A 25,540-nucleotide genomic window follows, 5' to 3' on the forward strand; every position below is an offset into this window, starting at 1 on the left:
GTTCTACAGACGCGATCGGGGCGGAGCAGGTTCAGAAGGGGGCGGATCAGGGCGGGAAGAACAGGCCCGGGCCGCCGAGGTTCCACTGCTGGCCTTCGAGATGCAGTTGCCCGGCGTTGGCGAGCAACAGGTGCAACCCGATGAGCACGAAGTACCCGCTGTAAGCCTGGGCCGGGGCCTGGAGCACCTTCGCCACCATCGTCAGCGGGCCGGACGTGGCCCCCGTGTGCCGGTCCCGCAGTTGCACGTCGAACTCGGCCAGCCGGCACGGGATGTCGATGTTCGCGAACGGATCGCGCCACGTCAGGAATCGGGTCGCCGGTTCCGCGGGGATCGGCCGGCCGTGCTGGACGCGGGGCACCGGGTTGGGGACGGCGATCGGCCGGAGCGCGGCCCCGATTCCGATCGCGACCGCCTGGCTGACGACGGACACCGGCGCGCCGGTGTCGAGAAAGGTGTACGGTTGCAGGCCCCGCGCGCCCGCGAGTTCGACCCGCAAGGTCGGTCGGGTGGCGACGAGCGGACCCCACGAAACCGTCTGGTACTCGATAACGTCCGGCTGAAGGGCGAACCACGGCATCGGCGCTACCACCCGATCCAGGTGCGGGATTCCATCGTGGCGACCGCGCAGACGACGACGACATCGAGCGCCACGCCCAACCGCTCCGCGCCCGTACGCCGAACGGCCTCCGGGTCCTGGCCGTGGGCGATCACCTCGCCCTGAAACCGGCCGTTGTGTTGGCGGGCGACCGCGACGACCCAGTTCCCGCCGTAGCGGCCCGCCACATCGGGGTCGTACTGTGCCCAATCCGCGCCGGCGACTGTCAGGTTGTGTTCGGCCATGGTCCTGCCTCGACCGGGGCGGCAACGTGTTGGAAACAGTAAGTACACTGGCTCACAAACTCAAGCAGAAACGTGAAGAGTTTCATGAAGAATGTGTGATCCCCATACGGATTATATCGGCTTGAGTCTAGAATGCTACCTATCGTTTTTCGCACCTTCTGCGGCGCGGTGGCGGCTGGAATCGGTTCCTGTCCGAAAAGACGGAGCCATGAGCCAAATCGGATGTTGCCGCAATCGCCTCTGAAATAATCAGTCGTGGCACGAACGCCGAACGGAACTCGAACCACGCGCTGTTCGCGCGGGGCGTTGTGCCGGTTCGTGTGTGCAATTCGTCGGTAGCGAGCCACACATCAAATAGCTCGCGAGCCGCCCGGGGCCACCGATCGCGCGGAGCAGGGCGGCTTCTTTGTCCGTTGTCCCTGCACCACTTACCGCCTGTTGCGGTTGCCCCGCGCGACTTTTTCGCCTGCACTCGAACATTCACGCGGGAGCGTAACGTTGAGATTCCTTTACCGTGTTCACAGCTATTTACGCTTTCGTTCCCTGCTATTGCGCGTGGCATGAACTACGGTCCGAGCAGATTCGGGTGAGCGCCTGACGCCCCAATTTCCAGGGTTGCCGTCGCTGAGTAGTTTCAGCGGTCGGCGTCATCTCCAAACGCGATCAACAACATGAACTGGATCGACTCTCTCCGCTCCCGCCTCCGACTCGCGATCCGCCCCAACCGAAATGTCCTCCCGGCGCTCCGCCCACGCCTCGCACTGACCTGCCTCGAAGACCGTGTGGTGCCCGCGACCCGCGTCTGGGACGGCGGCGGCAGCGCCGACAGCCTCTGGTCGACCGCCGCAAACTGGTCGACCGATGTCGCTCCCGTCGATAACGATGACCTGACATTCCCCACCAACGGCGTCAGATACAATCCGTTCAATGACTTCACGAACGCGACGTTCGGGACGATCGTGTTCGGCGACTACGGCTACAGCGTCGCAGGCAACCCGCTCAACCTGACGGGCGGGATCACGACCACTTATAGCGGAGCCGTGCCCTCGTCGCTCAACACGGACATCACGCTACTCGCCGACGTGACCATGAGCATCAGCGGCGGCGGTTTCGGCCTCGGCGGGGCCGTCAGCGATGGCGCGGGGACGTTCGGCCTGACGAAGACCGGCGCCGGGACGCTGACCCTGTCCGGGACCAACACCTACGACGGCAGCACCACGATCAACGCGGGCGTGCTGCAGGTGGACGGGACGATCTCGAGCGCGGTGGTTCTTGCGGGGGGCACGCTGAGCGGTTCGGGCACGCTCAACGGTTCCGGGATCACGGCCTCGTCGGGCGCCGTCGATCCGGGAACAGTCGGCGGGACCGGGATCTTGACGTACGCGAACGCGACCGGGCTCGCCCTTGCGTCTGGCACGACGCTCCACATCGACCTCAACGGGTCGACCGTCGGAACGGGTTACGATCGACTGGCGCTCACCAACAGCTCCGCCCTCTTCAACCCGAACGGCGCGACCCTGGACGTTAGCCTCGGTTACCTGCCGACGGTGGGCACCAGCTTCCAGATCGTCTCGCAGACGTATGCGTCCCCGATTACCGGGCGGTTCAACGGCCTCAGCCAGTTTGCCAGCTTCACCTCCGGCCCGGTAACGTTTAGTATCGGCTACTTCAATTCGGGCGTGGTCCTGACGGTCACGAACGTCACGATCCCGACCTTCACCTGGGACGGCGGCGACGCCGACGACAGCCTGTGGTCGTCGCCCGACAACTGGGTCGGCGACGTTGCGCCTTCGCAGCCCAGCCATCTTGTTTTCCCGACTGGCGCCCTGAGGCTCACGAACACCAACGACCTCGCCGCCGGTTCTCAGTTCTCTTCGCTGACCGTCGGGGATGCGGGTTACGCCCTGAGCGGCAACGCGATCAACCTGCTCGGTGGGCTGCAAACCACTTACGCTTCAGGGAACTCGACGGTCTCGCTGCCGCTCGCGTTGCAATCGTCGAGCACGTTTAACGTTGCCACCGGCGGCGCGCTCGACCTGTCCGGGGCAATCTCCGGAACCGGCTTCGGCGTCACCAAGACCGGCGGCGGTACGCTCCGCTATTCGGGCGCCGGCGCGAACACCTACACGGGCGCGACCACCGTCAACGACGGCCTGCTCGAGCTCAACAAGACGGCCGGCGTGAACGCGTTCGCGGGGGATCTGGTCGTCGGTGACAGTTCCGGCCCCGACGCCGTCACGCTCCTGGCATCGGACCAGATCCCCGACGCCGCTTCTGTGACTCTGGCCACGGGTGCGACGCTCAACCTGAGCAACTTCGATGACGCCATCGGCGCCCTGAATCTCACCGGAGCCACGGTCGCCACCGGCACCGGGACCCTCACCCTGGGCGGGAACGTCACCACCAACTCCGACACGGTCACCTCCGTCATCTCGGGCAACCTGGACCTGGGCGGGGCGACCCGCACCTTCACGGTGGCCAACAACGCCCAACTCGACCCCGACCTGAGCATCACGGCCAACATCAGCGGGACCGGCGCGGGGCTCATTAAGGCTGGTGCCAACAGTCAACTCCTGCTATCGGGGAACAACACCTACGACGGCATCACCACGATCACCGCGGGGGCCATCGAGATCGCCAGCGACAACGCTCTGGGCGCGGCGTCGGCCGGGACGGTCGTCAACAGCGGGTTCTCGCTGGCCCTGCTGGGCGGCATCACGGTGCCCGAGCCGATCACCATCAACGGGGTGGGGTTCGGCGGCCTGGGGGCGGTCTTCAACGGGAACGGCAACAACACCATCTCCGGCGCGCTCACGCTCGGGGCCAACAGCACCATCGGCTCCCTGAGCGGCACCCTGACGTTCAGCGGCGCGATCAGCGACGGCGCCAGCAGCTACGCCCTCACCAAGGTCCAGTCGGGCACGGTGGCCTTCTCCAGTGCGAACACCTACGACGGCGGCACGACCATCAGCGGCGGCGTGATCGCGATCAGCAACGGCGCGGCACTCGGCACGGGCCTGGTAACGGTCGGCAACACCGGGTCGCTGGACCTGAGTGGCGGGATCACGCTGACCAACGCCATCACTCTCAACGGCGTGCCTGTCACCAACCGGAGCAAGATCAACAGCGTCTCGGGAAACAACATCATTCAGGGCAACGTCGGGATCACCGGGGGCAACAACGTTGCCTTCGATGTGGCCGGCGGCACCGCGCTGACGGTCTCGGGGGCCATCAGCGGCTCCCCCGATTTCGACAAGAACAGCACCGGGACGCTGGTCCTCACGGGCACGAGCACCCACACGGGCAACGTGAACGTCAACGACGGCACGCTGATCGTCAACGGTTCGCTCGCCACCAGCAACGTGGTCTTCGTCGACGGCACCCTCGGGGGCACGGGCACGCTCCCCGCCGTGACGGTCTCAAGCATCGGTACGCTGGCGCCCGGCAACTCACCGGGCGCCCTGAATACGGGGGACCTCGCCTTCCAGAGCAGCGGCTCGACCTACGCCGTCGAACTCAATGGGTCGATCGCCGGCACCCAGTATGACCAGACCAACGTCACCGGCACGGTGACCCTGGCCGGCGCGACACTCAGTCTGTCCATTGGTTACGCGCCCACCGTCGGGACCACGTTCGCCCTGATTAATAACGACGGCTCCGACGCGGTCAGCGGCACGTTCGCCGGGTTGGCCGAGGGCGCCACGATCACCTCCGGTTCCGCGACTTACGCGATCAGCTACGTCGGGGGGGATGGCAACGATGTGGTCCTGACTCTGGTGAGTCGGACCGGTACCTGGACCGGATTGGGTGGGGACGGCAACTGGTCCACCGCCGGGAACTGGGCCGGCGGGGTCGCCCCGGTCGCGGGCGACGACCTCGTGTTCCCCGCCGGGGCCGCCCGGACGACCAGCGTCAACGACTTCGTCGCCGGGACTAATTTTAAGTCGATCACGATCGACGGGGCCGGGTTCTCCTTCACCGGCAACGCGATTCAACTCGACAGCGGGGTGACCACGAGCTACGCGTCCGGCACCTCGACGATCGCCCTCGCCACGAACCTGACGGGTAACCAGACGTTCGACGTGGCCGCGGGCGGGACGCTGGCACTCTCGGGCGTGATTTCAGGCACGGCCGCCGTCACCAAGACCGGCGCCGGGGCGCTCCAACTCGGCGGGGCGAACACCTACAACGGTCCAACGATTGTCGCCGGCGGCGCCCTGCTCGTTGACGGGAGCATCGCCACGAGCGGCGCGGTGACGCTCGTCGTCGGAGCTACTCTGGGTGGCTCGGGCGCGCTCCCCGCGTTCTTGCTCGTCGGTGGGGGCACGGTCGCTCCCGGAAACCCGTCGGGCGCCCTTGCCTCGGGCAACGCCACGTTCGCCATCGGCTCGACCTTCGCTGTCGAACTCAACGGCACGACCGCGGGCGCCCAGTACGACCAGCTCAACGTCGCCGGCACGGTGAACCTGACCGGGGCGACGCTCGCGACCACGCTCGGCTTCACCCCGGCGGGCGGCGACACGTTCGTGCTCATCAGCAACGACAGCTCCGACGCGGTCGTCGGCACGTTCGCCGGGTTGAGCGAGGGCGGGACCTTCCTCCTTGGCGGCACCACGTTCCGGATCTCGTACGCCGGCGGCGACGGTAACGACGTGACCCTGACCGCCGTCCCCCTGCCGGTGCTGTCGGTCACCGGCGCGTCGGTGGCCGAGGGGAACAGCGGGACCACCGCGCTCACCTTCACCGTGACCCTGTCCGCGCCGAGCCTTCAAACCGTTACCGTCGCGTACGCCACGGCCGACGGCACGGCGACCGCAGGCACCGACTACACGGCCGCTTCCGGGACGCTAACGTTCGCGCCAGGGGAAACGACCAAAACCGTCACCGTTCTGGTGACCGGCGACACCGCGGCGGAAGCGGACGAGACGTTCCGCCTGGTGCTGTCGTCTCCTGTCGCCGCCGTAATCGCGGGCAACGGCACCGGGACCATCACCAACGACGACACCGCGACCCGGATCGTCCTCGGGCCGGTGGGCGGTATGGTGCAACAGCTCGACCCCGTGACCGGACAGCCGGGGGCGTCGGTGCCGGCCTACACCGGGTTCGCGGGCGAGGTCCGGGTCTCGTCCGGTGACGTGGACGGCGACGGCGTCGCCGACCTGATCACCGGTGCCGGGGCCGGCTCGATGGGCGGGCACGTCAAGGTGTTCGACGGGGCCACCGGCGCCCAGCGGTTCAGCTTCCTGTCGTTCGACGGCTTCGCTGGCGGCGTGTTCGTGGCGACGGGCGACGTGAACGGGGACGGGGTCGCCGACATCGTGGTGTCCGCCGACGCGGGCGCGGCCCCGCACGTCAAGGTGTTCAGCGGCGCGGACGGCTCGTTGTTGCGGAGCTTCCTCGCTTACGACGCCGGGTTCCGCGGCGGGGTGCGGGTGGCGGTCGGGGACGTGGACGGGGACGGGTTCGCCGACATCGTCACCGGCAACGGCGCGGGGGCCGCGGCCAACGTCAAGGTGTTCAGCGGCAAGGACGGGGCGCTGCTGAAGAGCTTCCTGGCTTACGACGCCGGGTTCCGGGGCGGGATATATGTCGGGGCCGGGGACGTGACCGGGGACGGGTTGGCCGATGTCATCACCGGCAGCGGGGCCGGGGCGCCGGGCGGTCACGTGAAGGTGTTCAGCGGGCAGGGCTTCGCGCTCGAAAGGAGCTTCTTCGCGTTCGATCCGGGCTTCGTGGGCGGGGTGCGCGTGGGCACCGCGGTGGTGAACGGTGAAACGGTGGTCCTCGTGGGCTCCGGTCCGGGCACGCGGGGGCACTTCAAGGCCATCGGCGCCAACGAACTGCTCAGCATGTTCGCGGCCGGGTCCGATCTGGGCGGCGTGTACGTTGCGTGATACCGGGCGGCACAGAACTGGCGTCGCGGCGCGGGCGCCAGTGCTTTTCAGGGTGGGCCGCTCACGCCGTGAGCGGCCGCTTCGCACATCGGATCGGATCCGCGGGCGGGTGGGTCCCACACCGCTTTGAACCGCCAGGACCTCACGCGAAGCCGGTCTGGCGTGCAGACCGACCGCTCACGGAGTGAGCGGACCACCCTCAACAACACACGCATTCCGCCCCGTTTTCACCACTTCGGGATCTCGACCCGGGTGCCGCCGGCCATCGCGCTCTCGTGGGCGCAGATGCCGACCAGCGTCCAGTTCGCGCTGGTGGGGGCGTCCGGGAACGCGGGCTGGTTCCCGAGCACGGCCATCAGGAAGTTGTGGACCAGGTGCGGGTGGCTGCCGCCGTGCCCGCCGCCCTGCACGAAGCTCAGGTGCGTGGCGTCGTGGATCGCGCCGGTGAACTTGCGGATCGGGTCCGGGAGCCGGCCCGCGAAGTCGGGCACCTTCACCCGCCGCGGGATCTGGTGCTCGGGCAGTCCGCGCATGTGCAGCACCGGGTCCTCGCCCTCGACCTGCTGCCACTCGAAGCTGACGTTGCTGGCGGTCACGTCGAAGCTCTCGCGGTACTGGCGGGCGGTGTCGTACAGGCTCCGCGTCACCTCCGCGACCACGTCCGTGCCGCCGATCTTGAACGTCGCGCTCTCGACCGCGAACGGGGACCCGTAGATGGGGATGAACTCCTCGCGGATGCGGCCCGAGCCGTGGCACACCACGCTCTCGGCCAGCGCGACCTTGCCCTTCGCCGGGTCCGAGAGGATCGCAAGGCACGGGCTCACGCAGTGGGTGGCGTAGTGCATCGGCGGGAGGCCCGGCCAGTAGCCCGGCCAGCCGTCCATGTCCTGCTGGTGGCTGCCGCGGAGGAACTGGATGCGGCCCAGCACGCCGCGGTCGTACAGGTCCTTCGCGAACAGGTACTCGCGGGCGTACACCACCGTCTCCATCATCGTGTAGACCTTCTTGGTCTCACGCTGCAGCTCGATGATTTGCTTGATCTCGTCCTTCTTGGTCGCCATCGGCACCGTGCAGGCGACGTGCTTGCCGGCCTTCAGCGCCGCGATGCTCTGCGCCCCGTGCTCCGGGATCGGGCTGTTGATGTGGACCGCGTCCACGTTCGGGTCCTTGAGCAGGTCCTCGTAGCTGGTGTAGCGGCGCTCCTTGGGGATGCCGAACTTGTCCCCGCAGGCGTCGAGTTCCGCGCGGTTGCGGCGGCAGATGGCGTACATCTCCGCGTCCGGGTGGGCCTGGTAGATGGGAATGAACTCGGACCCGAACCCGAGACCCACGATCGCGACGCGAACCTTCTTCTGGCTCATGGAAGCCGTCCGACGAGTTAGAGGTGAAACTGCTTGCTTTAGAGGTTTACGATTGCGGGCGCGGACGGGCAATCGCGAAAGGGCCGCCAACGGGCGCCGCGGGCCGGCGTTGTTGTTCTACCCAGGAGGTCCCCGATGACCCGACCCGCACTGCCGGCCGCGCTGGTCCTGCTCACCGTGTGGGGAGCGCCGGCATTCGGCGCCGCCGACACGAAACGGCTCGACCCGGAACCGGGCGAATTCTCGTGGAGCCACCTGAACCCGCCCGAGTTACAGTACGGGTGCGTTGGCAGCCTCGACGAGAAGGAAGAGGGGCTGGCGAAGGTACTCGAAAAGGGCGACGCCGACGAGCAACTGGCCGCCGCCCGCGCGCTGTGGAAGGGGCGGAGCCGGCGCCACGCCGCCGCGGTGCTGAAGTACCTGGCCGGACCGCCTCCCGGAGGCGCCGCGTTCCGCGCGTTCCGGGGTGCGGTCGAAGACGCGCTCCAACCGGCGGCGATCCTGCGCGAACTGCAGAAGGGCGATTATCTCTGGGGCACGTGGCTGGCGTTCCTGCGCCCGCACAAAGACCTCGTGCCGGTGTTGCTTCAGGGGCTCAAGGCGCACCCCGACGAGCGCGCGGAAACGATGCTGGCTCTGGGGAGTTCCGGCGATCCGCGGGCGCTGGCCCCGCTGCTAGAATTGCTCGCTGGCAAGGACTACCGGGCGGCCGGCGAGGCCGCCCGGGCACTGGGCTACCTGGGCCTGGACGCCGCAGAACCGAAGCTCATTGAGGCACTCGCGGGCGGGAACCCCTGGCGGCAGGTGAACGCGAGCAACGCGCTCGCAACGCTGGGCAGCCGGAAGGCGCTACCCGCGCTGAAGAAGCTCGCCGAAAGTGATGACGACACGGGTGCGTTGAACGTCCGCGGGTGTGCCGCCCGGGCGGTCAAGAGGATCGAGCGCCGCACCCGGCCGTGAACCGCAACGGCCGCCGGGTGTAAAGCGCGGCAGATGCGACGAGTATCTCCTTGCGTCGCCCGCCGCGTACGGAACACGCCCATGTCGCTCCAGCGCTTCCCGCACGTCCCGGGATTGCTGTTCGATCCCACCTATTTTGCTCCCCCGGAATGCGCCGGCCTGCTGGCGCACTCGCTCCGCCTGTACGAGCGGCTTGAAGTCGCGGTTGGGGAGGGCGGCGCGTCCGAGCAGGCGCACATCCCGCAACCCGCCTACGTCCGCAGTGCAGACCACAACCTCGCGAGCGAAGAACGCTTCGTGCGCGTGGCCCTTAGCGAAGCCCAGGGGCGCACGATCCGGGCCGAGTACTTTCCGCGGTACGGTGAAGACGGTCACTCGCTGGGGTACTTCCAGCGGGATGCGAACCTTCCCGATTTCGTTCGCGATGAATTGGTGCCGGGCGTTCACGGGCTCGTGGCGTCCGAAGGGCTCGTGACCCCCGAGCAAGAGCTGACGTGGAAGCTCACCGCCAACTTCTACCGCCGCGCGAACGGCCGGGTCGCGGGGTTCCCGTTCCACGTCGACATCCCGTCGAACGGCGTGGTGACGATGATCTTGAACGTTCAGCGGGAGGCGCTGTTCCAGATCGCGAAGGGCGGCGCGGTGACCGACATCATGCTGCCGGTCGGGGCGCTGCTCTTGCTGAGCGGTGAGAGCCGGTACGAGTGGAAACACCGGGTTCTGCCGTCCGAAGCCCCCTCCGGTCGCGCGGGACATCCGGTGGAACGGGTGTCGCTGGTGCTCGGGTATCAGTAGAGCCGCGCCCGCGGCGCGGTCGCGTTTGGGCCGGGAAGGCGTCCGGCGCGAACGTGTGTGGGTGATCGGCGGTCCGTGCCACTGGTGGCTGGCACAGGGCGAGAGCCGGTATCACCCGCTCGCGGCGGGCGGTTCCTCGTCCGGCGCGTCGAGCTTGATCCCGCGCTTCGCGAGCGCCTGGCGCAGGATGAACTCGATCTGCCCGTTCAGGCTGCGCAGGTCCTCTTCGGCCCACCGCTGGACGGCGGCGTGGACCTTCGGATCGAGCCGCAGCAGGAACGGCTTCACTTCCTTCTTGGCCATGACGTGCCGAAGGACGACCGCGCGGGCGACGCAGCCGGCTGCGTCGCCCTTCGCCCCGCCCTTCGTCCTCACGAGAGGGGAGTTAGTTGTACAGCGTGCCGGTGTTCAGCACCGGTTGCGGCACCGCGTGCCCGCACAGCACCACCAGGAGGTTGCTCACCATCGCGGCCCGGCGCTCCGGGTCCAGTTCGACCACGTTCCGCTCTTTCAGCAGGTCCAGCGCGCTCTCGACCATCCCGACCGCGCCGGCCACGATCTGCGACCGGGCCGCGACGATCGCCCCGGCCTGCTGGCGCTGGAGCATCGCCGCCGCGATCTCGCGGGCGTAGGCCAGGTAGCTGATCCGCGCCTCGAGCACCTCCACGCCGGCCAACTGCATCCGCGTGTGCAGCTCGTGCTTCAGTTGCGTGGCCACTTCCTCGATGTGCCCGCGGAGCGAGTGCGCGTCGCTGTCGGGCGCGTCGTAGCTGTACCGGCTCGTGAGGCTGCGGAGCGCGGCGTCGGCCTGGAGCTTCACGAACTCCTCGTAGTCGTCCACCTGGAAAACCGCCTCCGTCGGGTTCACCACCTTCCACAGCACCACCGCGGAGATCTCGATCGGGGTGCCGTCCTTGTCGTTCACCTTGATCGGCTCGCGGTGGGTGCTCGCCGGCACCAGCACCGTCCCCGCGGCGTCCTTCTTCTCCTCGGTCTTGTTCATGCCGGTCTCGAACGTCCGCACCCGCAAACTCACCCGGGTGCGCCAGTACAGCGGGTTGCCGTAGAAGAAGCCGGTCCGCCGCACCGTGCCGACGTACTTGCCGAACAGTTGCACCACCCGCGCCTGGTTCGGCCCGTTCACGATGAACCCGGCCCACGCGAACAGCCACAGCAGCGACAGCGGCACGATGGCCCACACGAGCCGGGGCTCGTGCCACTGTGCGGAGTAGGTGATCAGTGCGATCACCGCGCCCAGCCACACGAGCATCCCGAACAGCGCCAGCCAGCCGGAATTCAGTTTCAGCTCACGGTCTTCCATGGCAGGAGTCTCCGATACTGTTGTGATATCACTTTGAAATCGTACTCTCTGCCTGAGTGTTCGCCAAGCGCGGCGGTCGATTTCGGCCGATCACCGCGAAATCGCGGGGGCGGGGATAAAATGCCGGTATGAGCCAAACCATCCGCCTGTTACCGTTTGCCGGCGCCGACGGCGCCACGAACATGTCCGCCGACGAAGCGCTTTTGGAATCGGCGTCCAGCGGCGTCGCGTCGCTGCGGTTCTACACCTGGAGCGAGCCCACGCTGTCGCTCGGTTACTTCCAGCGGGCCAACGAACGCGCCGCCGACGCGAACCTCGCGCGGCTGGCGTGGGTCCGTCGCTCGACCGGCGGCGCGGCCATCGTTCACCACCACGAACTGACCTACGCCCTCGCGTTGCCGCCGGGAAAGGAGTGGGCGTCCGCCGAGCACTGGATTTGCCTGATGCACCACATCGTCCAGCGCGTCCTGCGCGCACACGGGGTGGAGACGCACGCGGTGGTGTGCGGCGAGGAGCAGAAGCTCGGCCCGGTGGTCTGCTTCCTGCACCAGACGCCGGGCGACTTGCTGCTGAACGGGTCGAAGGTGGCCGGGAGCGCGCAGCGAAAGATGAAGGGCGCGCTCCTTCAACACGGCAGCATCTTGTTGCGCCGCAGCGAGTTCGCCCCCGCACTCGGTGGGATCTGTGACGCGGACGGGGCGCCCGTGTTCGACCCCGAATCGCTCGCGAAGCTGATCGCGGAGGCGTTTGCGGCGGACACCGGTTGGACGTTGACGCCCAGGGACTGGACCGTCACGGAGCAGGAGCGCACGGCGGCGATTCGGGCCGAGAAATACGCCCACCCGGACTGGAACGAGAAACGGTAGACCGGCCGGTCGTGGATTCGTTTCGGCCCACGCGGGCCTCGTGTTTATGAAGGCAGATTTTGACAGGATCGACAGGATAAACAGGATTTTAAATTGATCGGTCTTCATCCTGTTTATCCTGTCGATCCTGTCAAAATTGCCTTGGCGCCTTCGTGCCACATTGCCCGCGGCTGGCCGCGCCCCGTGCGTGGGCGCACTCCGCCCCGCGTTCTCAACGACTTCTCCGATGTGGGGCGTATGAGCGAGTCGCGTTACACCGTTCGGCAGTTGGGTTGGTATCAGCCGCCGCACGGCGACCCGTACACGCGGCGCGTGCCCACGGCGGTGCCGGTCGCGGGGTTCGACACGTTCGACGCCGCGGAAGAACACCGACGAGAACTCGAAGCGGGCGCCCGCGTGGGCGAGAACCCGTTCCGGTTCGGCGGGTGCTCGGTCTTCTTTCAGTCGTCGCTCGACGGGATGCGGCTCCACGACTGGCTCATGGACGAGGGCATCGACCCGCCCGCCAGCGAGCTGCGTCACGGCGACTGGCACGAGTGGTGGGCCGCGTTCGCGCACACCTGGACCGAAGGCCAGCTCCACCACGCCTGGAGCGCGTTCGACAAGGTCCGGTTCTTCGACGTGATCGAGGAGCCGCAGAGCGTCGCGCACGCGGTGATCGAAATTGTGTGGGGCCTGCTGGAGCGCGACTGGAACGCGATGACCGCCGGCACGGAGGGCGGCCGGCTGATGGGCGTGTACCGGCGAACGGCGCGGGCCGAACGGTTCCGGGCCGAACTGAGCCGCGACCGCAACGCGGGCGGCGGGCGCTACCGGTACGACCGGCGCGCCGGGTACTCGGCCGACCCGCACAACCCGATCCCGGCTCGTCAGGCGACGTTTTACGAAGCGCTGGCGGTGCCGTCGGACGTGCCGCCGTTCGCGGGCGTCGGGTACCTGGTGCAGCGCCGCGCCGTGATTGACACCTTTGCGGGGACGGTGTGGCGGACCCGCCCGCCGGCCGACGCGCGCGTTCCGGTGGCGCTGTACGCGTCGCGGTCGGACGCGATCGAGCACCGCGACCGGCTCGCCGCGGAGAGCCGGCAGGTGTTGAACCCGTTCGTCTTCGCCGACCCGGCCCACGGCGCGGCGACGGAAGGCGCCCGGGAGGAGCTGGCCGCCCTCGAACTCCCGCTGCCGGTCCCGTCCGGGGACCGCCGCCGCGACTGGATCGAGTGGTGGGACCTGTGCCAGGAGGACGTGTCCGACGAGCAGCGCGCGGCGGTGTGGCGGGCGTGCGACCAGCCGATGTTCGAGGTGCTGCGCGTGGAGGTGGCCGATGAGTGACCCCGACCGGTTCGTGGTTCGGCGGATCGATTGGGCGCGATCCGAGTACGGCGAACCGTACGCGCGTCGAACCCCGCGAACCGAGCGCGTGGCAGCGTTCGACACGTTCGACGCTGCCGAGGACGATCGCGCGGCGCGCGAGGCCGCCGAGCGGGCGCGTGCGAACCCCTTCTGGTACGGCGGGGAGTCGCTGTTCTACCAAACGTCGCTCGACGCCCCGCGCCTACACGATTGGCTGATGGATGTGGGCATCGACCCGCCGGCCGCACCCCAGGCGCACGCCGGGTGGGCCGCGTGGTGGGATACGGCTGCGCCGACGTGGAGCGCGGAGCAGTTGGCACACGCGTGGAAGGCGTTCGACAAAATACAGTTCTTCGAGGTGTCGGAGCGGCGGTCGGGACCGAAGGGGTACGTCATCGTGGAACTGCATTGGAAGTGGGAGGACGAATCGACACTCGAAGCTGACTATGAGGGCGGGCTCGCCGTCCGTGCCTTCCGCTCGCGAGAGCGGGCCGAGGCCGAGTGCGCCCGATTGAACCTTGAGCGCCAAAGTCGGCCCGATCACAACGGGTACAGTTCGTTCACCCGCTCCACCCGTTACGGAGGCGAGACCGAAGGGCCACGCGGCATGGCCGACACCCTGTTCTTCGAGGTCGTGGAGATCGACCTGGGGGACGATGCGTGAGCGGCACCGCGTTCCTGGTGGTGCGCCGGGCGCTGACCGCGGGCGGCGCCGGCTGCGGGGACCAGTTCGTGTCCGACACCGGCTCGCGCGTCCCGCTGCGGTTGTTCGTGACCCGCGTCGCAGCCGAGGCACACGCTTCGGCGTTGGGTACGGCCGCGCGATCGACCGTGAGCCCGTTCACACATGTCACTGTGAGTGACTCGCTCGCTGCGAGCTTGCGCGCGCTCGGGTTTCCTGTTGAGTGTCCGGACGATCCGTGGGACGAAGAGTGGCGGGTGTGGTGGGACCTGTGCCAGGATTTGATCACGGTTGAGCAGCGGGCCGCGGTGTGGGAATTGTTCGCAGAAATGCCACTGTTCGAGGTGCTGGAAGTCGAGTTGGAGTGACCCCGTGCCAGACTTCACCAAGTCGGGAACCCGGAACTGGGGCGCGGTGCCATCTGGTGAGTATGGGGCTTGGCCGGGCGCGCGGTGCGAACCGGATGACCGAAGCCATCCAGGTGGCGCGAACGGGAAAAGCTCGCGCGCGTTGTAACGGGGGTTACAGTGCGACACACGCAGCCGGCTCAGTGGGGTTCCGACGGGTCATTCGCTGCCGTTGAGCTACCAAGTCGCTACCTGATTGCTGGTCGGTCGCTACCACGGAATCGCGCCCGCAAAACCCGGATAATGCTCCCGGACGAACGGAACGCCGCTTCGGTATGGAATGGGATTTGCGCTGCAACATGTGATTGCGGAACAGGTTGCAGCGTGTGTGATTTGATACGCGGTTCCGCCTTCTCGGGCGGGAGCCGGCGCCGGTGGCCGCGACAGAGCCGTGAAATCGGCCGCGAACTGGTATCAGCCGTTGTTCAGCCGGAACAGTTTGCGGAGGGCGTCGCGCAAGCTGCCGCTGTGCCCCTCGCGGCTCGCTTCGCTCAGCGCCGCGATCGGGCCGTGCAGCAGTTTGTTCTGGAACAGCCGGAAGGTCCCTTCGATCAGCGACTTATCTGCGGCGGTGAGTTTGCCGTTCAGTTTGCCCAGCATCGGCTCGAGCAGCGCGGCGCGAAGCTTGTCGATCTCGGCGGTGAGTTGCCCGATCACCGGGCCGTTCGCACGCCGGTTCCAGTCCTCCACGAACTTCGACACCTCGGTGTCGATGATCTGCTCGGCCGCCGGCAGGTGCCGCCGCCGCTCGCCCAGACAGCGGTCGGCTTCGCGGGCGAGGTCGTCCACGTTGAACACGCTCACGGCGTCGCCGTCGTGGATGGCCGGGTCGAAGTCGCGCGGCACCGCCATGTCGAAAACCACCAGGGGCCGCCCCGCGCGGCTCCGCCGCACCTTCTCGTCGAACCGCCGGGCCGGCATGATCGGCTCCGGCGCGCCGGTGGTGCTGAGCACGATGTCGGCACGGACCAGTGCGTCGTCCAGTTGCGCCCACGGCACCACCGTACCGCCGCAATCGGCGGCGACCGCCGCGGCCTTGTCGGCGTTGCGGTTGGTCACCAGGATCGCCGCCGGGTGCTCCTCGGCGAGGTGCTTGAGCGTGAGCCGCCCCATCTTCCCCGCGCCGATGACGAGAACGGTTTTGTCGGTGAACGTGTCGAACACCTGGCGGACGAAGTCCACCGCGGCGCTGGAAACGGACACGTGGCCCTGCCCGATGCCCGTCTCGGTGCGCACCCGCTTGGACACCCGCAGGGCGCTGGGGAACAGCGCGTTCAGCAGCGGGCCGGTGGCGGTGGCCTTGTGCGCGGACTCGTAGGCGTCTTTCACCTGCCCGGCGATCTGCCCCTCGCCCAGCACCACGCTGTCGAGCCCGGCGGCGACGCGGAACAGGTGCTTCGCGGCGTCGGCGTCGGCGTGCTCGTACAGGTGCGGCAGGATCGCGTCCGCGGGCACGCCGTGAACCTCCGAGAGGAACTCGGCCATGAGCGGGGCGTGCAGCGCCGCGACAGTGTCCTGACGCGCGACGTAGATCTCGACCCGGTTGCACGTCCCGACGACGACGGCTTCGGCGTCGAACCGCGCGTTGAGTTCGGTGAGCGCTCGCCGAGCTTTCTCGTCGTTGAACGCGAGCTTCTCGCGCAACTCGACGCTGGCGGACGCGACGTTACAGCCGATGGCGCGGAGGTTCACTTGCCACCCCCGATCGCGAACGGGTGCGCCGCGCCCAGCGCCACGAGCAGGAGCGCAAACGCCGCGATGGAGAAGAGCGCCAGCCGCCGCGCGGGGAGGTGTACCGCGTACCGCAGGTACAGCAGAACGAGAAACAGCACCCACAGCCCGGCCGACGACAGCACCTTGACCGAGAACCAGTTCTCGCCGAGCGCGTGGGTGCTCTCCAGCAGCAGGGTGCCGACGAGCAACCCGACGGTGAGCATCGGGAACGCGATGTTGATCGCCCGCCGGTTCATGTGTTCGAGCCGCTCCAGGCTGAGCATCGGCACCACCGCCCGCGGGCTCACCTTGTTCCGCAGCCGCCGCGACTGAATCAAATACATGACGCTGGCCAGGAAGCTTACGCTCACGCCCACGGATGCACAGAGGATCAGCACCCCGTGAACGCCGCCCCAGAACCGCTCACCGGAGGTCCACTGCGCCAGATCGACCGCGGCGTACTCCGGCTCGACGGTGAGCAGCACGCGCGAGGCGGCCACGAGGCCGATCACGACCGGCAGCACGAACACGGCCCACGCCTGTTTCGCGTGGTGAACGGTGCCGTAGAAGTAGAACAGCGCGAGCACCCAGGCGAGCAGCAGCACGGACCCGAACGGCACCGCGGGCGACGGCTGGTTCACGAGCAGGTACGCGGAGTGCGCGAACAGCCCGGCGGCGCCGAACGCCAGACCCGTGAGGCGCCACCCGGCCGCGGGCCACAGCAGCCGGCCCGTTTCCAGTAGGAACGCGCACAGGTAGCTGAGCCCGATGCAGTAGTGGTGAATGTTCTGTACGAGTGAGCCGGTCATGGCGCGCGGCTTGAACCTCGCAGTTTCGGGAAGGTAGCCCACATTATACGGCTTCCGTCGCGGCCCGCTCCGGAACCGGTACGGGTCGAACGCCGGCCGGCCCAAGTGGGGTGCGGTACCGGAACCGACCAAGGCCCCTGCTCGGGGTGGGGGACACCCGGGAGCGCGCGGGCGTTCAGAAAGTGGTTGGCGAGGAAGGTGTTACGGCTGCAAGGTGCGGCGCGCTCTCTTGCTACAGCGGATGGGCTTAATCGGCTCCGGCCGCGCCCGTGGCCGTCCGGTTCCGTTTGGCGATCGTCGGCGATGTGAAAAAATCGCGAAATCGACCCATTTGAGCCGCCGCGGGCGGAATGAGTATTGTGAAGACCCGATCGAGGCATTCGATGTCGACCCGCGTTCGGCCCGCGTTGTCCGAAATGATCCGCCAGTTCGCAGGCGGGTTGCGGCAGGACCACGCGCGCGACGCCGATTTGCTCTCGGCTTTCGCTCACCAACAGGACGACCAGGCGTTCGCCGATCTTGTCGCCCGGCACGGGCCGCTGGTGTGGGGCGTTTGCAGCCGCGGGTTGATCGATCCCAACGACGCCGAGGACGCGTTCCAGGCGACGTTTCTCGCGCTAGCGCGTCAGGCCGGTGCGCTCGCGGAGCGTGCCCGCACGCACGAGACCCTGGCGGGGTGGCTCTACCTGACGGCCCAGCGGATCGCACACAACCTGCGGCGGTCGCAAGCCCGGCGGTGCGAACACGAGCAGAAAGCGGCCGCCGACTGGAGCGAGCGGGCGACGGCACCCGCTTCGCCTGCCTTTGAGCTGGGCGGGGTGCTGGACGAGGAACTGGGGCAACTCCCCGCTCGGTTCCGCGAGCCTCTTGTGCTTTGCTACTTCCAGGGCAAGACGCACGCCGACGCGGCCCGACAGTTGGGGTGCCCGGTCGGGACCGTGTCGGGGCGGCTGGCCCGGGCGTGTGAACTTCTTCGCGATCGCCTCGCCCGCCGCGGTGTTGCTCTTGCCGTCGGTCAAGTCGCTGTGGTTCTCGCGGCCGCCGGTTCGACGGCTCGCGCAGCGGTCGCACCTGTACCGGCCCGGCTGGCGGACGCTACCGCAGCCGCGGCCCGGCCGTTTGTGACGGGCGACGGCGCGGGCACCGCGGCGGGGCAACTCGCCCTCGGTGTGCCCCCGGTTCGCGCCGGCGTGAACATCAAATTTGTGGGCGTGCTGGCCGTCGCGTTCCTCGGCGTGACGGTCGCCGCGGCGGTGGGGTTGGGGCCGGCGCCGACCCCGCCGGCCGACGTGCGCTCCGCCTCCCCTCCAGAGGTTCGCGACGGCGGCCATGCGTTCGGTGATCCGTTGCCGACAGGGGCGATCGCCCGCCTGGGGACGCTTCGCTTCCGGACCGGGCGGATGGGTTTCACGTCGAGCGTCGCTTTCGGACCGGGGGCCAAATCGCTGCTGTCGGCGCACGGCGACGACGTTGTCCACGTTTGGGACCCGGTTACCGGCCGCGAAAGGCCGCGCCTGGACGCCCCGCGGCTTTGCACCGCGGTCAGTGCAACCCCGGACGGGCGGCGCCTGGTTGGCGTTGGGGCTTCTGAGGTTTGGGCGTGGGATCTTGCGGCCAACCCGCCGGCCGTGCTTTGGAAGACACAACAGCCCCGGATCGTGCGCGGGAGCATCGCAATTTCGCCGAACGGGCGCCTGGTCGCCCACGGTTCGGTGAAGGGAACGGTCGTGCTGCTGGACGCGGCCACGGGCGACGAACTGCGCACGTTTCCTGCGGTCGGTTCCGGCTTGACCTTCGCGCCGGATTCGATGCGCCTCGCGGCCTGGTCTCACGAGTCGGCCGTGAACGCGAGCGTCGCGGTGACGGACGTGTCGGTCTGGAACGTTGCGGATGGGGCGCACGAGTACACCCTGCAGGTCGCTCCGAAGGGCGGAGCGGTTTCGGCCGTTGCGTTCTCTCCGGACGGTACGACCGTGGCCACGGCTGCGGGTGATCGCCGCTTGCGGCTCTGGAACGCGGCTGACGGAACGTGGCGGGCCGATCTGACCGCAGACGCTGACCCCCTCGCCTACGTCGGGTTCCAGCCCGACGGCACATTGATCGAGGCGGGCGGTGGTCGCGTCCGGTTCTGGGATACGGTGCGGGGGGCGCAGTCGAGGCCGCCGGTCCGGGCCGAGGACACCGCGGACGCGTACCTCCTCTCGGGAGACGGAACCCTCCTGGCTCGGGCCGGGCTGTTCGGCGCCGGGATGCGCGAGGTCGCGACCGGCCGCGAGATCGGCGCGGGCGCGGGGATGCCGGACGGGTTGGTTCATGCCGTCGCGTTCGCCCCGGACGGCCGGTCCGTCGTGACGGCGGCGTACAGCGAGTCGGCCGGGGGCTCGTTGTACCTCTGGGATGCGACTGACGGCAAACTCCGGGGGCAGGCCGGTACTGGAACGGGACACATTATCTGGGGCCTCGACATCGCTCCGGACGGGGCGGTGTCGGTGGCGAGCGTGCCGCTGTACCGAAACCCCGCGCCGCGGACTCGCGTCATGACGTGGGCGGAGGGGCTCGGTCGTCCGCCGGCCAGCTACCCGCTGCCGGCCGGGACCCGGTGCGGGGCGTCATCGCCGGACCGCCGTTACGTAGCCGCCGCGACCGGCGACCGCGTTGTGTTCTGTGATCGCGCGACCGGTCAAGAGGTGCGAGCACTCCCAATCAAGTGTCAGGCGAACAGCCTCGCGTTTTCGGCCGACGGGAGCTGCGTCGGGGTGCTGGACGTCTCCGCGCGGCGGGTGACCGTTTGCTCGCTGGTGGACGGCCGCCAGACGGCCTGGCCGCGGGACGACGGCGCGGCCGTTCAATTCTCGCTGTCGCCGCTGGCTCTATCGCCGGACGGGCGGTTGTTCGCGGTGTGCGTTGCCGGACGCGACGGCCGGCTGCGGGTGATCGAAACTGCGACCGGGGCGGAACTGTGGCAGGCGGACGCGCGGCTGAGCGGGCTACCCGCGCCCGAGTTTGTTTTCTCCCCGGACGGGCGCACCCTCGCGGCGGCCGGCCGGGACGGGACGGTGCGGGTGTGGGAGGTGGCAACCGGCGAGGAGCGGTACCGCTTCTCCGGGCACCGCGCCGGGGTGTTCTCGGTGGCGTACAGCCCCGACTCGCGGCGTGTGGCGTCGGCGAGTTACGACTGTACCGCGCTGGTGTGGGACGTCGGGACGCTCCCAGCCGTGCCGAAGAATCGGGCGGCTCCCGAGGAACTCTGGGCCGCCCTGACGGGGCACGAGGCGGCACCGGCCTACCGCGCGATTGCGGCGCTGGTCGATTCGCCCGGTGTTGCGGTTCCGCTGCTCCGCTCCAAACTTGCCCCGCCCGCCGCACCGCCCGCGCGCGTGCGGGAATGGCTGGCGGACCTGGGGAGCAACCAGTTCGCGACCCGCGAGGCCGCGAGCCGCGAACTGGCGCGGCGGGGCGATCAGGTTTTCCCGGAACTCAAACAGGCGCTCGCCGCCGCCGGCTCGCCGGAGGTGCGTGCCCGGCTCCGGCGGTTGCTGGAGCGGCTCGGATCTCTGTCGCCGGACAGCCGGGCGGTTGTACGGGGTGTCGAAGTTCTGGAACGGTTGGGAGCGGACCCGGCCGCCCGGGAACTCTTACGAGAACTCGCGGGCGCGCCGACCGAGAGCTTGCTCGGGCGTGAGTCACGGGCGGCATACCGGCGGCTGGTGTCGGCCACTGCGCAGTGAAAACCGGGGCGACCGAACGGGCGTTACCAAAGGCTTGATTTCTCCAACCGGCGCCGGGATTGGGCGCTGGGCCGAACCGCTCTCTCTCCTGCGGTTCGGCCGGTTCGTCGAAACGATACCGGTCCACGTTATCTCTTTCATTTGGAGGGGGGAGTTTATGACTCGGGGTACGCGACGTTCGGCGTTCACGCTGATCGAGCTGCTGGTGGTGATCGCGATTATTGCCATACTCATCGGCCTCCTGCTGCCGGCCGTTCAGAAGGTCCGGGAGGCGGCGGCCCGGATGAAGTGCAGCAACCACCTCAAGCAGATAAGCTTGGCCGCGCACAACTACCACGACGCTAACCAGAGCTTTCCGCAAACGACTCTCACGGGCACTACCGTGGCCTCCGGGTACTCGACCTGCTTCGTGGCCCTGCTCCCGTATCTGGAGCAGTCCGCCCTGTACGACGCGCTACGCGCCAAGGCGGTTGCGGCGAACCGGAAGTACGTGGGCGGGGTGGGCGACGGCGGGGCGAACTCGCTCGACGCCACACCGATCCCGCTACTCGTTTGCCCGTCCGACAAGATGCCTAACCCGGCGGTCGGCCAGGAACCCGGCAGCAACTTCTACCACGGCCTTACCAGCTACCACCCGGTTGCCACCGGCCTGGACAAGTCGAACAGCAAGTGGGGCACTGATGGCGCGATCCCGAACGCGCGAACGGTCAAGATCCTCGACATTACCGACGGCACGTCGAACACGCTGCTGTTCGGGGAGTGGACGAATTTCGATCCCAACTTTGTGAGCTGGGCGCCGTTCGTGGGCAGCGACTCGCGGTACGAGCTGTGGATCTTCGCGGGCGTCTGGGATTCGAGCAGTTCGGGCTGCCTGGCCACGGGCGGCCTGCCGTTCAACTACCGGCTGCCCGCGGCGCCGTCCGGGACCACTTTGACCACCGCGCTGAACACGATCCAGCTCCGCGCGCAGGCGTTCGGCAGCAGCCACAGCGGCGGGGCGAACGTGTCCTTTGCGGACGGGTCCGTCCGGTTCATTTCGAACAACATCAACAGCTCCCCGCTGGTTCTGCCGGCGCTCTGTTCGCGGGCCGGTGGCGAGCCCATCGACGCCACGGCGTACTGACCGCACCGCCGCACCCGAGGAGGCATTGAATCGTGCGTCGCTATTATTTTGCTCCGCTCCTGTTCGCCGCCCTGGCCTGCGGGTGCGAGCGCCAACCGGAGTTCGCACCGGTCGAAGGGACGGTCACCCGAGCCGGGCGGCCGGTCGCCAACATCGAAGTCGCTTTTTACGCCGACGAGCCGACACGCGGGCCGCGGTCGACGGCGCTCACCGACGCCAACGGCCGGTACCGGCTGCAAGCCGACACCGGGGCGGACGGGGCCGTGGTCGGCGCCCACCGGGTGTGCCTGTACGACCGCGATCCCGCGTTCATCATGTCCCTGAACATGGGCACGATCGCCGCGTTCGATAAGGGGCGGTTACCGCCGGAGCTGGCGGGCAAGCTGCCGACTGGAGCGATCATGCCCGGTAAGGCGCCGGTCTCGCGCGTGCCGGACAAGTACATGCAGCCGTGGGAATCGCCGTTGCGGGTGGAGGTGAAGTCCGGCCCACAAACCCACGACTTTCAAATCCCATGACCGCTTTGACCCGTGGGGGCCGCCCCGCCGTGACCCGGCGCCGGGCGGCCGTGCTCGCCGTCGTTTGTGGGGCCGGCGTGCTGGCTGCGTGGCTGGCATGGCCGGCGCCGGACGGCGGGATCGTGTACGCGGCGCCGGGCGGAACGCCGCTGACCCTGGAGATCGACTACCCGGCGGGACCGGGGCCGCACCCGGTCGTTCTGTTCGCACCGCACCGCGGCGACTGGGACGGCTCGTTCAAGCGAGAGGATCGTTGCCGCATTCTGGTGAAGGCCCTCACACGCGCCGGCTACGCGGTCGCGACCATCCACTACCGACTCATCGGCGCGCACCCGTTCCCGGCCCAGATCAAGGACGGCAAGGCCGCCGTCCGGTGGTTGCGGGCGAACGCCGGGCGCCTGGGGCTGGCGGCCGACCGGGTCGGCGCGATTGGAGTGTCTGCCGGGGGCTATGGGGTGTGCATGCTCGGCACAACCGGCCCGAACGACGGGTTCGACGACCCCGGCGAGGAGCCGGTTGCTGGCCGTGTACAGGCGGTCGTCGCCCTCGGCGCGCCGGTCGATTGGACCGGCGGCGAGTGGTCGACGTTCGTTGAGGCGCACTACCTCCGCCCGTTCCTGGGCAAGACGTTTGCCGAAGACCCCGCTTTGTACGCGCGTGCTTCGCCGGGAGCCTATGCCACTTCAGACGACCCGCCGGTCCTGCTCGTCCACTCGGCCCACGACCAGTTGGTGCCGGTCGCCCAGGCCCGGACGTTCGCCGCGAAGCTGCGCCGGGCGGGTGTAACTGTTGAACTGGTGGAAGAGGCCGGCGCGGAGCACGTGTGGGGCGGCCCGCGGTTGGAGCACACGCTCACGTCCGTCGTCAAATTCCTCGACGCGAACCTGCGTCGCTGATCGGGCGCGACCGGTGATGTATGCCGTTCGTGGCGTCGGGAAGGGAGAGGGCATGATGCGGCAGCCGCGGTGAATTGAAGTAACCGGCGCCCGTCGTCCTTCAGTGTGAACGGCGCGACGGGGAACATGTTCGCGGCTGCTGGGCTGTTGACCTCGTTATCGAGAACGAGTGATGGTACGCTGGGTGCGGAGGTGAAGCATGTCTACCGCGATTCGGCCGCCGGCTCTCGCAACCACCCCACCACCCCGCGGCGGGGCGCATCGCCTTGCGCCGCATCACTGGACGATTGGTGAATACCGCCAGTTGGCTCGCGCCGGGTTATTTCATGACGTGAAGACGATGTTGCTGCACGGGGAGTTGTACGTGATGCCCATGCCGAATCCCCCTCACGACATGGCCCTCAACTTGACCTACGAGTTCTTACGTGTTGTTTGTCCTGCCGGTCACTACGTCCGCAACCAGCAAGGTTTTGACATCGGTACCGACAACGATCCCGGGCCGGATCTGGCTGTCGTACTCGGTTCAATTCGCAGCACGACAACGACACCTACCCGTGCGGCCCTGATCGTTGAGGTCGCCGACACGACGCTCTTTACTGACACTACGACGAAAGCTGAGCTGTACGCGACCGCTGGAGTACCTGAGTATTGGGTGATCGATCTTGAGCACCGCCAACTGCGCGTGTTTCGTGATCCACAACCGCTGCCTGCTGGGCTCGGAGCCACGGCCTACCGCACGCACGCCACGTTCGGTTCGACGGATCACGTCTCGACCCTCTTCGCCCCGACTGTATCGGTGTCGGTGAGCGACCTCTTACCCTGAGCACTGCTACAATTCGGTTCATGTCCGCATTCAACAACGCCGTTATCCTGACCGGGCCGACCGCCTGTGGGAAGTCCGCGCTGGCCCTCGACCTCGCCGAGCGCATCGGCGGCGAGATCGTCGGGCTCGACTCCATGACCGTCTACCGCGGCATGGACATCGGAACCGCGAAGCCGTCCGCGGCGGAACGGGCGCGGGTCCCGCACCACCTGATCGACGTTCTCGACCCGTGGGAGTCGCTGACGGTCGCGTGGTGGCTCGAACGGGCCGAGGCCGCGTGTGCCGACATTACCGCACGGGGGAAGGTGCCGATCTTCGTCGGCGGCACGCCGTTTTACCTGAAGGCGCTGTTGCACGGGCTGTTCGACGGGCCGCCCGGCGACCCGGAGTTGCGCGCGAAACTCGAGTCCGAGGCCGTGCAAGAAGGGAACGTCGTGCTTCACGCCCGGCTCGCGGTTGTGGACCCGAAGACCGCCGCGCGCCTGCACCCGAACGATGTGCGGCGCGTGGTTCGCGCGCTGGAGGTGCATCAACTCACCGGGAAGCCCATTTCCGACTGGCAGCAGACCTGGGACACGCCCGCGTTCGCGGGGGCGTCGCAACCCGCACCGCCCCCGGTGCGCGTTCCGGCCGTGCGAATCGATCTGCCGCGCGAGACCCTGTACGACCGCATCAACAGACGAGTCCTTCAGATGATCGACGCGGGCTTCCTCGACGAGGTGAGGCGGCTCCGTGAACTACCGCACCCGCTCAGCCGCGAGGCGAAGCAGGCACTCGGCTACCGCGAACTGCTTCAGTACCTGGATGTCGGCGGCGACTGGGACGAGACCGTGGCCCTCATCCAGACCCACACCCGGCAGTTCGCGAAGCGCCAGCTCACGTGGTTCCGCCACCTCCCGGCCTGCGTTCCCGTCCCCGCGGACGCTCCCGACGCGGCGGACCGCGTGCTGCGCGCCTGGGAAGCCGCTAGAATGGCGTCATGATCCGAGTATCCGTCGCGAACCCGTATGAGTACCCGCTCGAGTTCCAGCAACTCAAGGACGCCGCGCGCGCCGTGCTGGAGGGCGAGGGCGTGAAAGCCGGCAAGGTTACGCTCGCGTTCGTGGACAACCCGCACATCCACCGGCTCAACAAGCAGTTCCTGAACCACAACGAGCCGACGGACGTGCTGACCTTTCCGTACACCGACCCCGGCGCGAAGTCGCTGGAAGGGGAGGTGGTCATCGGGTACGAGGTGGCGAAGGAGTACGCCGCCGACCGCAACCACGCGTTCAACCTCGAACTGCTGCTGTACGTCGTCCACGGGTGCCTGCACCTGACCGGGTACGACGACACCGACGACGACAGCGAACGCGAGATGCGGGCCAAAGAGCGCGAGTACCTCACGAAACTCGGACTGCCGGACATTGCGGGAAATTGAAGCCCTCTTCACCGCCGAATGCGTGTGAGGGCAC

At 68.2% G+C, this 25,540-nt stretch carries 21 protein-coding genes; 14 read left to right on the plus strand and 7 right to left on the minus strand.

Going from position 1 to position 25,540, the window contains the following annotated elements; genetic code table 11:
* Window positions 1-46: 46 nt before the first annotated feature.
* Window positions 47-580 (minus strand): hypothetical protein, encoded by a 534-nt coding sequence (locus tag GobsT_RS09295; RefSeq protein ID WP_010043337.1) that lies wholly within the window; start codon window positions 578-580, stop codon window positions 47-49.
* 5 nt (window positions 581-585) lie between these two features.
* Window positions 586-843, minus strand: a complete 258-nt coding sequence (locus GobsT_RS09300; RefSeq protein WP_010043335.1) for a hypothetical protein — start codon at window positions 841-843, stop codon at window positions 586-588.
* Between the two features lie 671 nt (window positions 844-1,514).
* Here GobsT_RS09300 and GobsT_RS09305 point away from each other — a divergent pair.
* Complete coding sequence (locus GobsT_RS09305; RefSeq protein ID WP_010043334.1) at window positions 1,515-6,737, plus strand: beta strand repeat-containing protein; 5,223 nt, start codon at window positions 1,515-1,517, stop codon at window positions 6,735-6,737.
* 227 nt (window positions 6,738-6,964) lie between these two features.
* Here the strand turns inward: GobsT_RS09305 and GobsT_RS09310 are convergent, their stop codons facing one another.
* Window positions 6,965-8,098, minus strand: a complete 1,134-nt coding sequence (locus tag GobsT_RS09310) for a Gfo/Idh/MocA family protein (protein WP_010043333.1) — start codon at window positions 8,096-8,098, stop codon at window positions 6,965-6,967.
* Between the two features lie 135 nt (window positions 8,099-8,233).
* Between GobsT_RS09310 and GobsT_RS09315 the strand changes: the two genes are divergently transcribed.
* Together GobsT_RS09315 and GobsT_RS09320 are read left to right on the plus strand one after the other, a co-directional pair.
* The gene (locus GobsT_RS09315) at window positions 8,234-9,058 is read left to right on the plus strand and encodes a HEAT repeat domain-containing protein (RefSeq protein WP_010043332.1); all 825 of its coding nucleotides are present in this window, start codon (window positions 8,234-8,236) and stop codon (window positions 9,056-9,058) included.
* Window positions 9,059-9,139: 81 nt separating this feature from the next.
* The gene (locus GobsT_RS09320) at window positions 9,140-9,853 is read left to right on the plus strand and encodes an alpha-ketoglutarate-dependent dioxygenase AlkB family protein (protein WP_010043331.1); all 714 of its coding nucleotides are present in this window, start codon (window positions 9,140-9,142) and stop codon (window positions 9,851-9,853) included.
* A gap of 111 nt (window positions 9,854-9,964) precedes the next feature.
* Here the strand turns inward: GobsT_RS09320 and GobsT_RS09325 are convergent, their stop codons facing one another.
* Together GobsT_RS09325 and GobsT_RS09330 are read right to left on the minus strand one after the other, a co-directional pair.
* A complete protein-coding gene (locus tag GobsT_RS09325) occupies window positions 9,965-10,228 on the minus strand; it encodes a type II toxin-antitoxin system antitoxin (protein WP_232068343.1) in 264 nt (87 codons plus the stop codon).
* Between the two features lie 10 nt (window positions 10,229-10,238).
* Window positions 10,239-11,174 (minus strand): SPFH domain-containing protein, encoded by a 936-nt coding sequence (locus GobsT_RS09330; RefSeq protein WP_010052886.1) that lies wholly within the window; start codon window positions 11,172-11,174, stop codon window positions 10,239-10,241.
* Between the two features lie 128 nt (window positions 11,175-11,302).
* On the opposite strand from GobsT_RS09330, the gene GobsT_RS09335 reads away from it, so the two are divergent.
* From GobsT_RS09335 to GobsT_RS09350, 4 genes are all read left to right on the plus strand, one after another.
* The gene (locus GobsT_RS09335; RefSeq protein ID WP_010052883.1) at window positions 11,303-12,040 is read left to right on the plus strand and encodes a lipoate--protein ligase family protein; all 738 of its coding nucleotides are present in this window, start codon (window positions 11,303-11,305) and stop codon (window positions 12,038-12,040) included.
* Between the two features lie 237 nt (window positions 12,041-12,277).
* Complete coding sequence (locus GobsT_RS09340) at window positions 12,278-13,366, plus strand: hypothetical protein (RefSeq protein ID WP_010044197.1); 1,089 nt, start codon at window positions 12,278-12,280, stop codon at window positions 13,364-13,366.
* Complete coding sequence (locus GobsT_RS09345; RefSeq protein ID WP_010044194.1) at window positions 13,359-14,051, plus strand: hypothetical protein; 693 nt, start codon at window positions 13,359-13,361, stop codon at window positions 14,049-14,051. Before GobsT_RS09340 ends, GobsT_RS09345 begins: the two co-directional genes overlap by 8 nt.
* Window positions 14,048-14,437: a hypothetical protein gene (locus GobsT_RS09350; protein WP_010044188.1), complete on the plus strand. Its 390-nt coding sequence runs from the start codon at window positions 14,048-14,050 to the stop codon at window positions 14,435-14,437. Before GobsT_RS09345 ends, GobsT_RS09350 begins: the two co-directional genes overlap by 4 nt.
* 453 nt (window positions 14,438-14,890) lie before the next feature.
* Here the strand turns inward: GobsT_RS09350 and hemA are convergent, their stop codons facing one another.
* On the minus strand, window positions 14,891-16,168 hold the full coding sequence (gene hemA, locus GobsT_RS09355) for a glutamyl-tRNA reductase (RefSeq protein WP_010044186.1): 1,278 nt from the start codon (window positions 16,166-16,168) through the stop codon (window positions 14,891-14,893).
* On the minus strand, window positions 16,165-16,998 hold the full coding sequence (ccsA, locus tag GobsT_RS09360; protein WP_148087676.1) for a cytochrome c biogenesis protein CcsA: 834 nt from the start codon (window positions 16,996-16,998) through the stop codon (window positions 16,165-16,167). The genes hemA and ccsA overlap by 4 nt, the downstream gene beginning before the upstream one ends.
* 383 nt (window positions 16,999-17,381) lie before the next feature.
* Between ccsA and GobsT_RS09365 the strand changes: the two genes are divergently transcribed.
* The 7 genes from GobsT_RS09365 to ybeY all read left to right on the plus strand — a co-directional run bounded on the left by GobsT_RS09365 (window position 17,382) and on the right by ybeY (window position 25,506).
* On the plus strand, window positions 17,382-20,726 hold the full coding sequence (locus GobsT_RS09365) for a sigma-70 family RNA polymerase sigma factor (RefSeq protein WP_010044182.1): 3,345 nt from the start codon (window positions 17,382-17,384) through the stop codon (window positions 20,724-20,726).
* 157 nt (window positions 20,727-20,883) lie between these two features.
* On the plus strand, window positions 20,884-21,849 hold the full coding sequence (locus GobsT_RS09370; RefSeq protein ID WP_010044180.1) for a DUF1559 domain-containing protein: 966 nt from the start codon (window positions 20,884-20,886) through the stop codon (window positions 21,847-21,849).
* A 32-nt stretch (window positions 21,850-21,881) separates the two neighbouring features.
* A complete protein-coding gene (locus tag GobsT_RS09375; protein WP_010044178.1) occupies window positions 21,882-22,367 on the plus strand; it encodes a transthyretin-like family protein in 486 nt (161 codons plus the stop codon).
* Window positions 22,364-23,263, plus strand: coding sequence for an alpha/beta hydrolase (locus GobsT_RS09380; RefSeq protein WP_050790317.1), 900 nt, complete (start codon window positions 22,364-22,366; stop codon window positions 23,261-23,263). The genes GobsT_RS09375 and GobsT_RS09380 overlap by 4 nt, the downstream gene beginning before the upstream one ends.
* Before the next feature lie 199 nt (window positions 23,264-23,462).
* Complete coding sequence (locus tag GobsT_RS09385; protein WP_081471779.1) at window positions 23,463-24,086, plus strand: Uma2 family endonuclease; 624 nt, start codon at window positions 23,463-23,465, stop codon at window positions 24,084-24,086.
* Between the two features lie 20 nt (window positions 24,087-24,106).
* Window positions 24,107-25,069, plus strand: coding sequence for a tRNA (adenosine(37)-N6)-dimethylallyltransferase MiaA (gene miaA, locus GobsT_RS09390; RefSeq protein ID WP_010044172.1), 963 nt, complete (start codon window positions 24,107-24,109; stop codon window positions 25,067-25,069).
* The gene (ybeY, locus tag GobsT_RS09395; protein WP_010044171.1) at window positions 25,066-25,506 is read left to right on the plus strand and encodes an rRNA maturation RNase YbeY; all 441 of its coding nucleotides are present in this window, start codon (window positions 25,066-25,068) and stop codon (window positions 25,504-25,506) included. Before miaA ends, ybeY begins: the two co-directional genes overlap by 4 nt.
* Window positions 25,507-25,540 lie beyond the last annotated feature (34 nt).

The sequence above is a fragment of the Gemmata obscuriglobus genome (assembly GCF_008065095.1).
Taxonomy (GTDB): domain Bacteria; phylum Planctomycetota; class Planctomycetia; order Gemmatales; family Gemmataceae; genus Gemmata; species Gemmata obscuriglobus.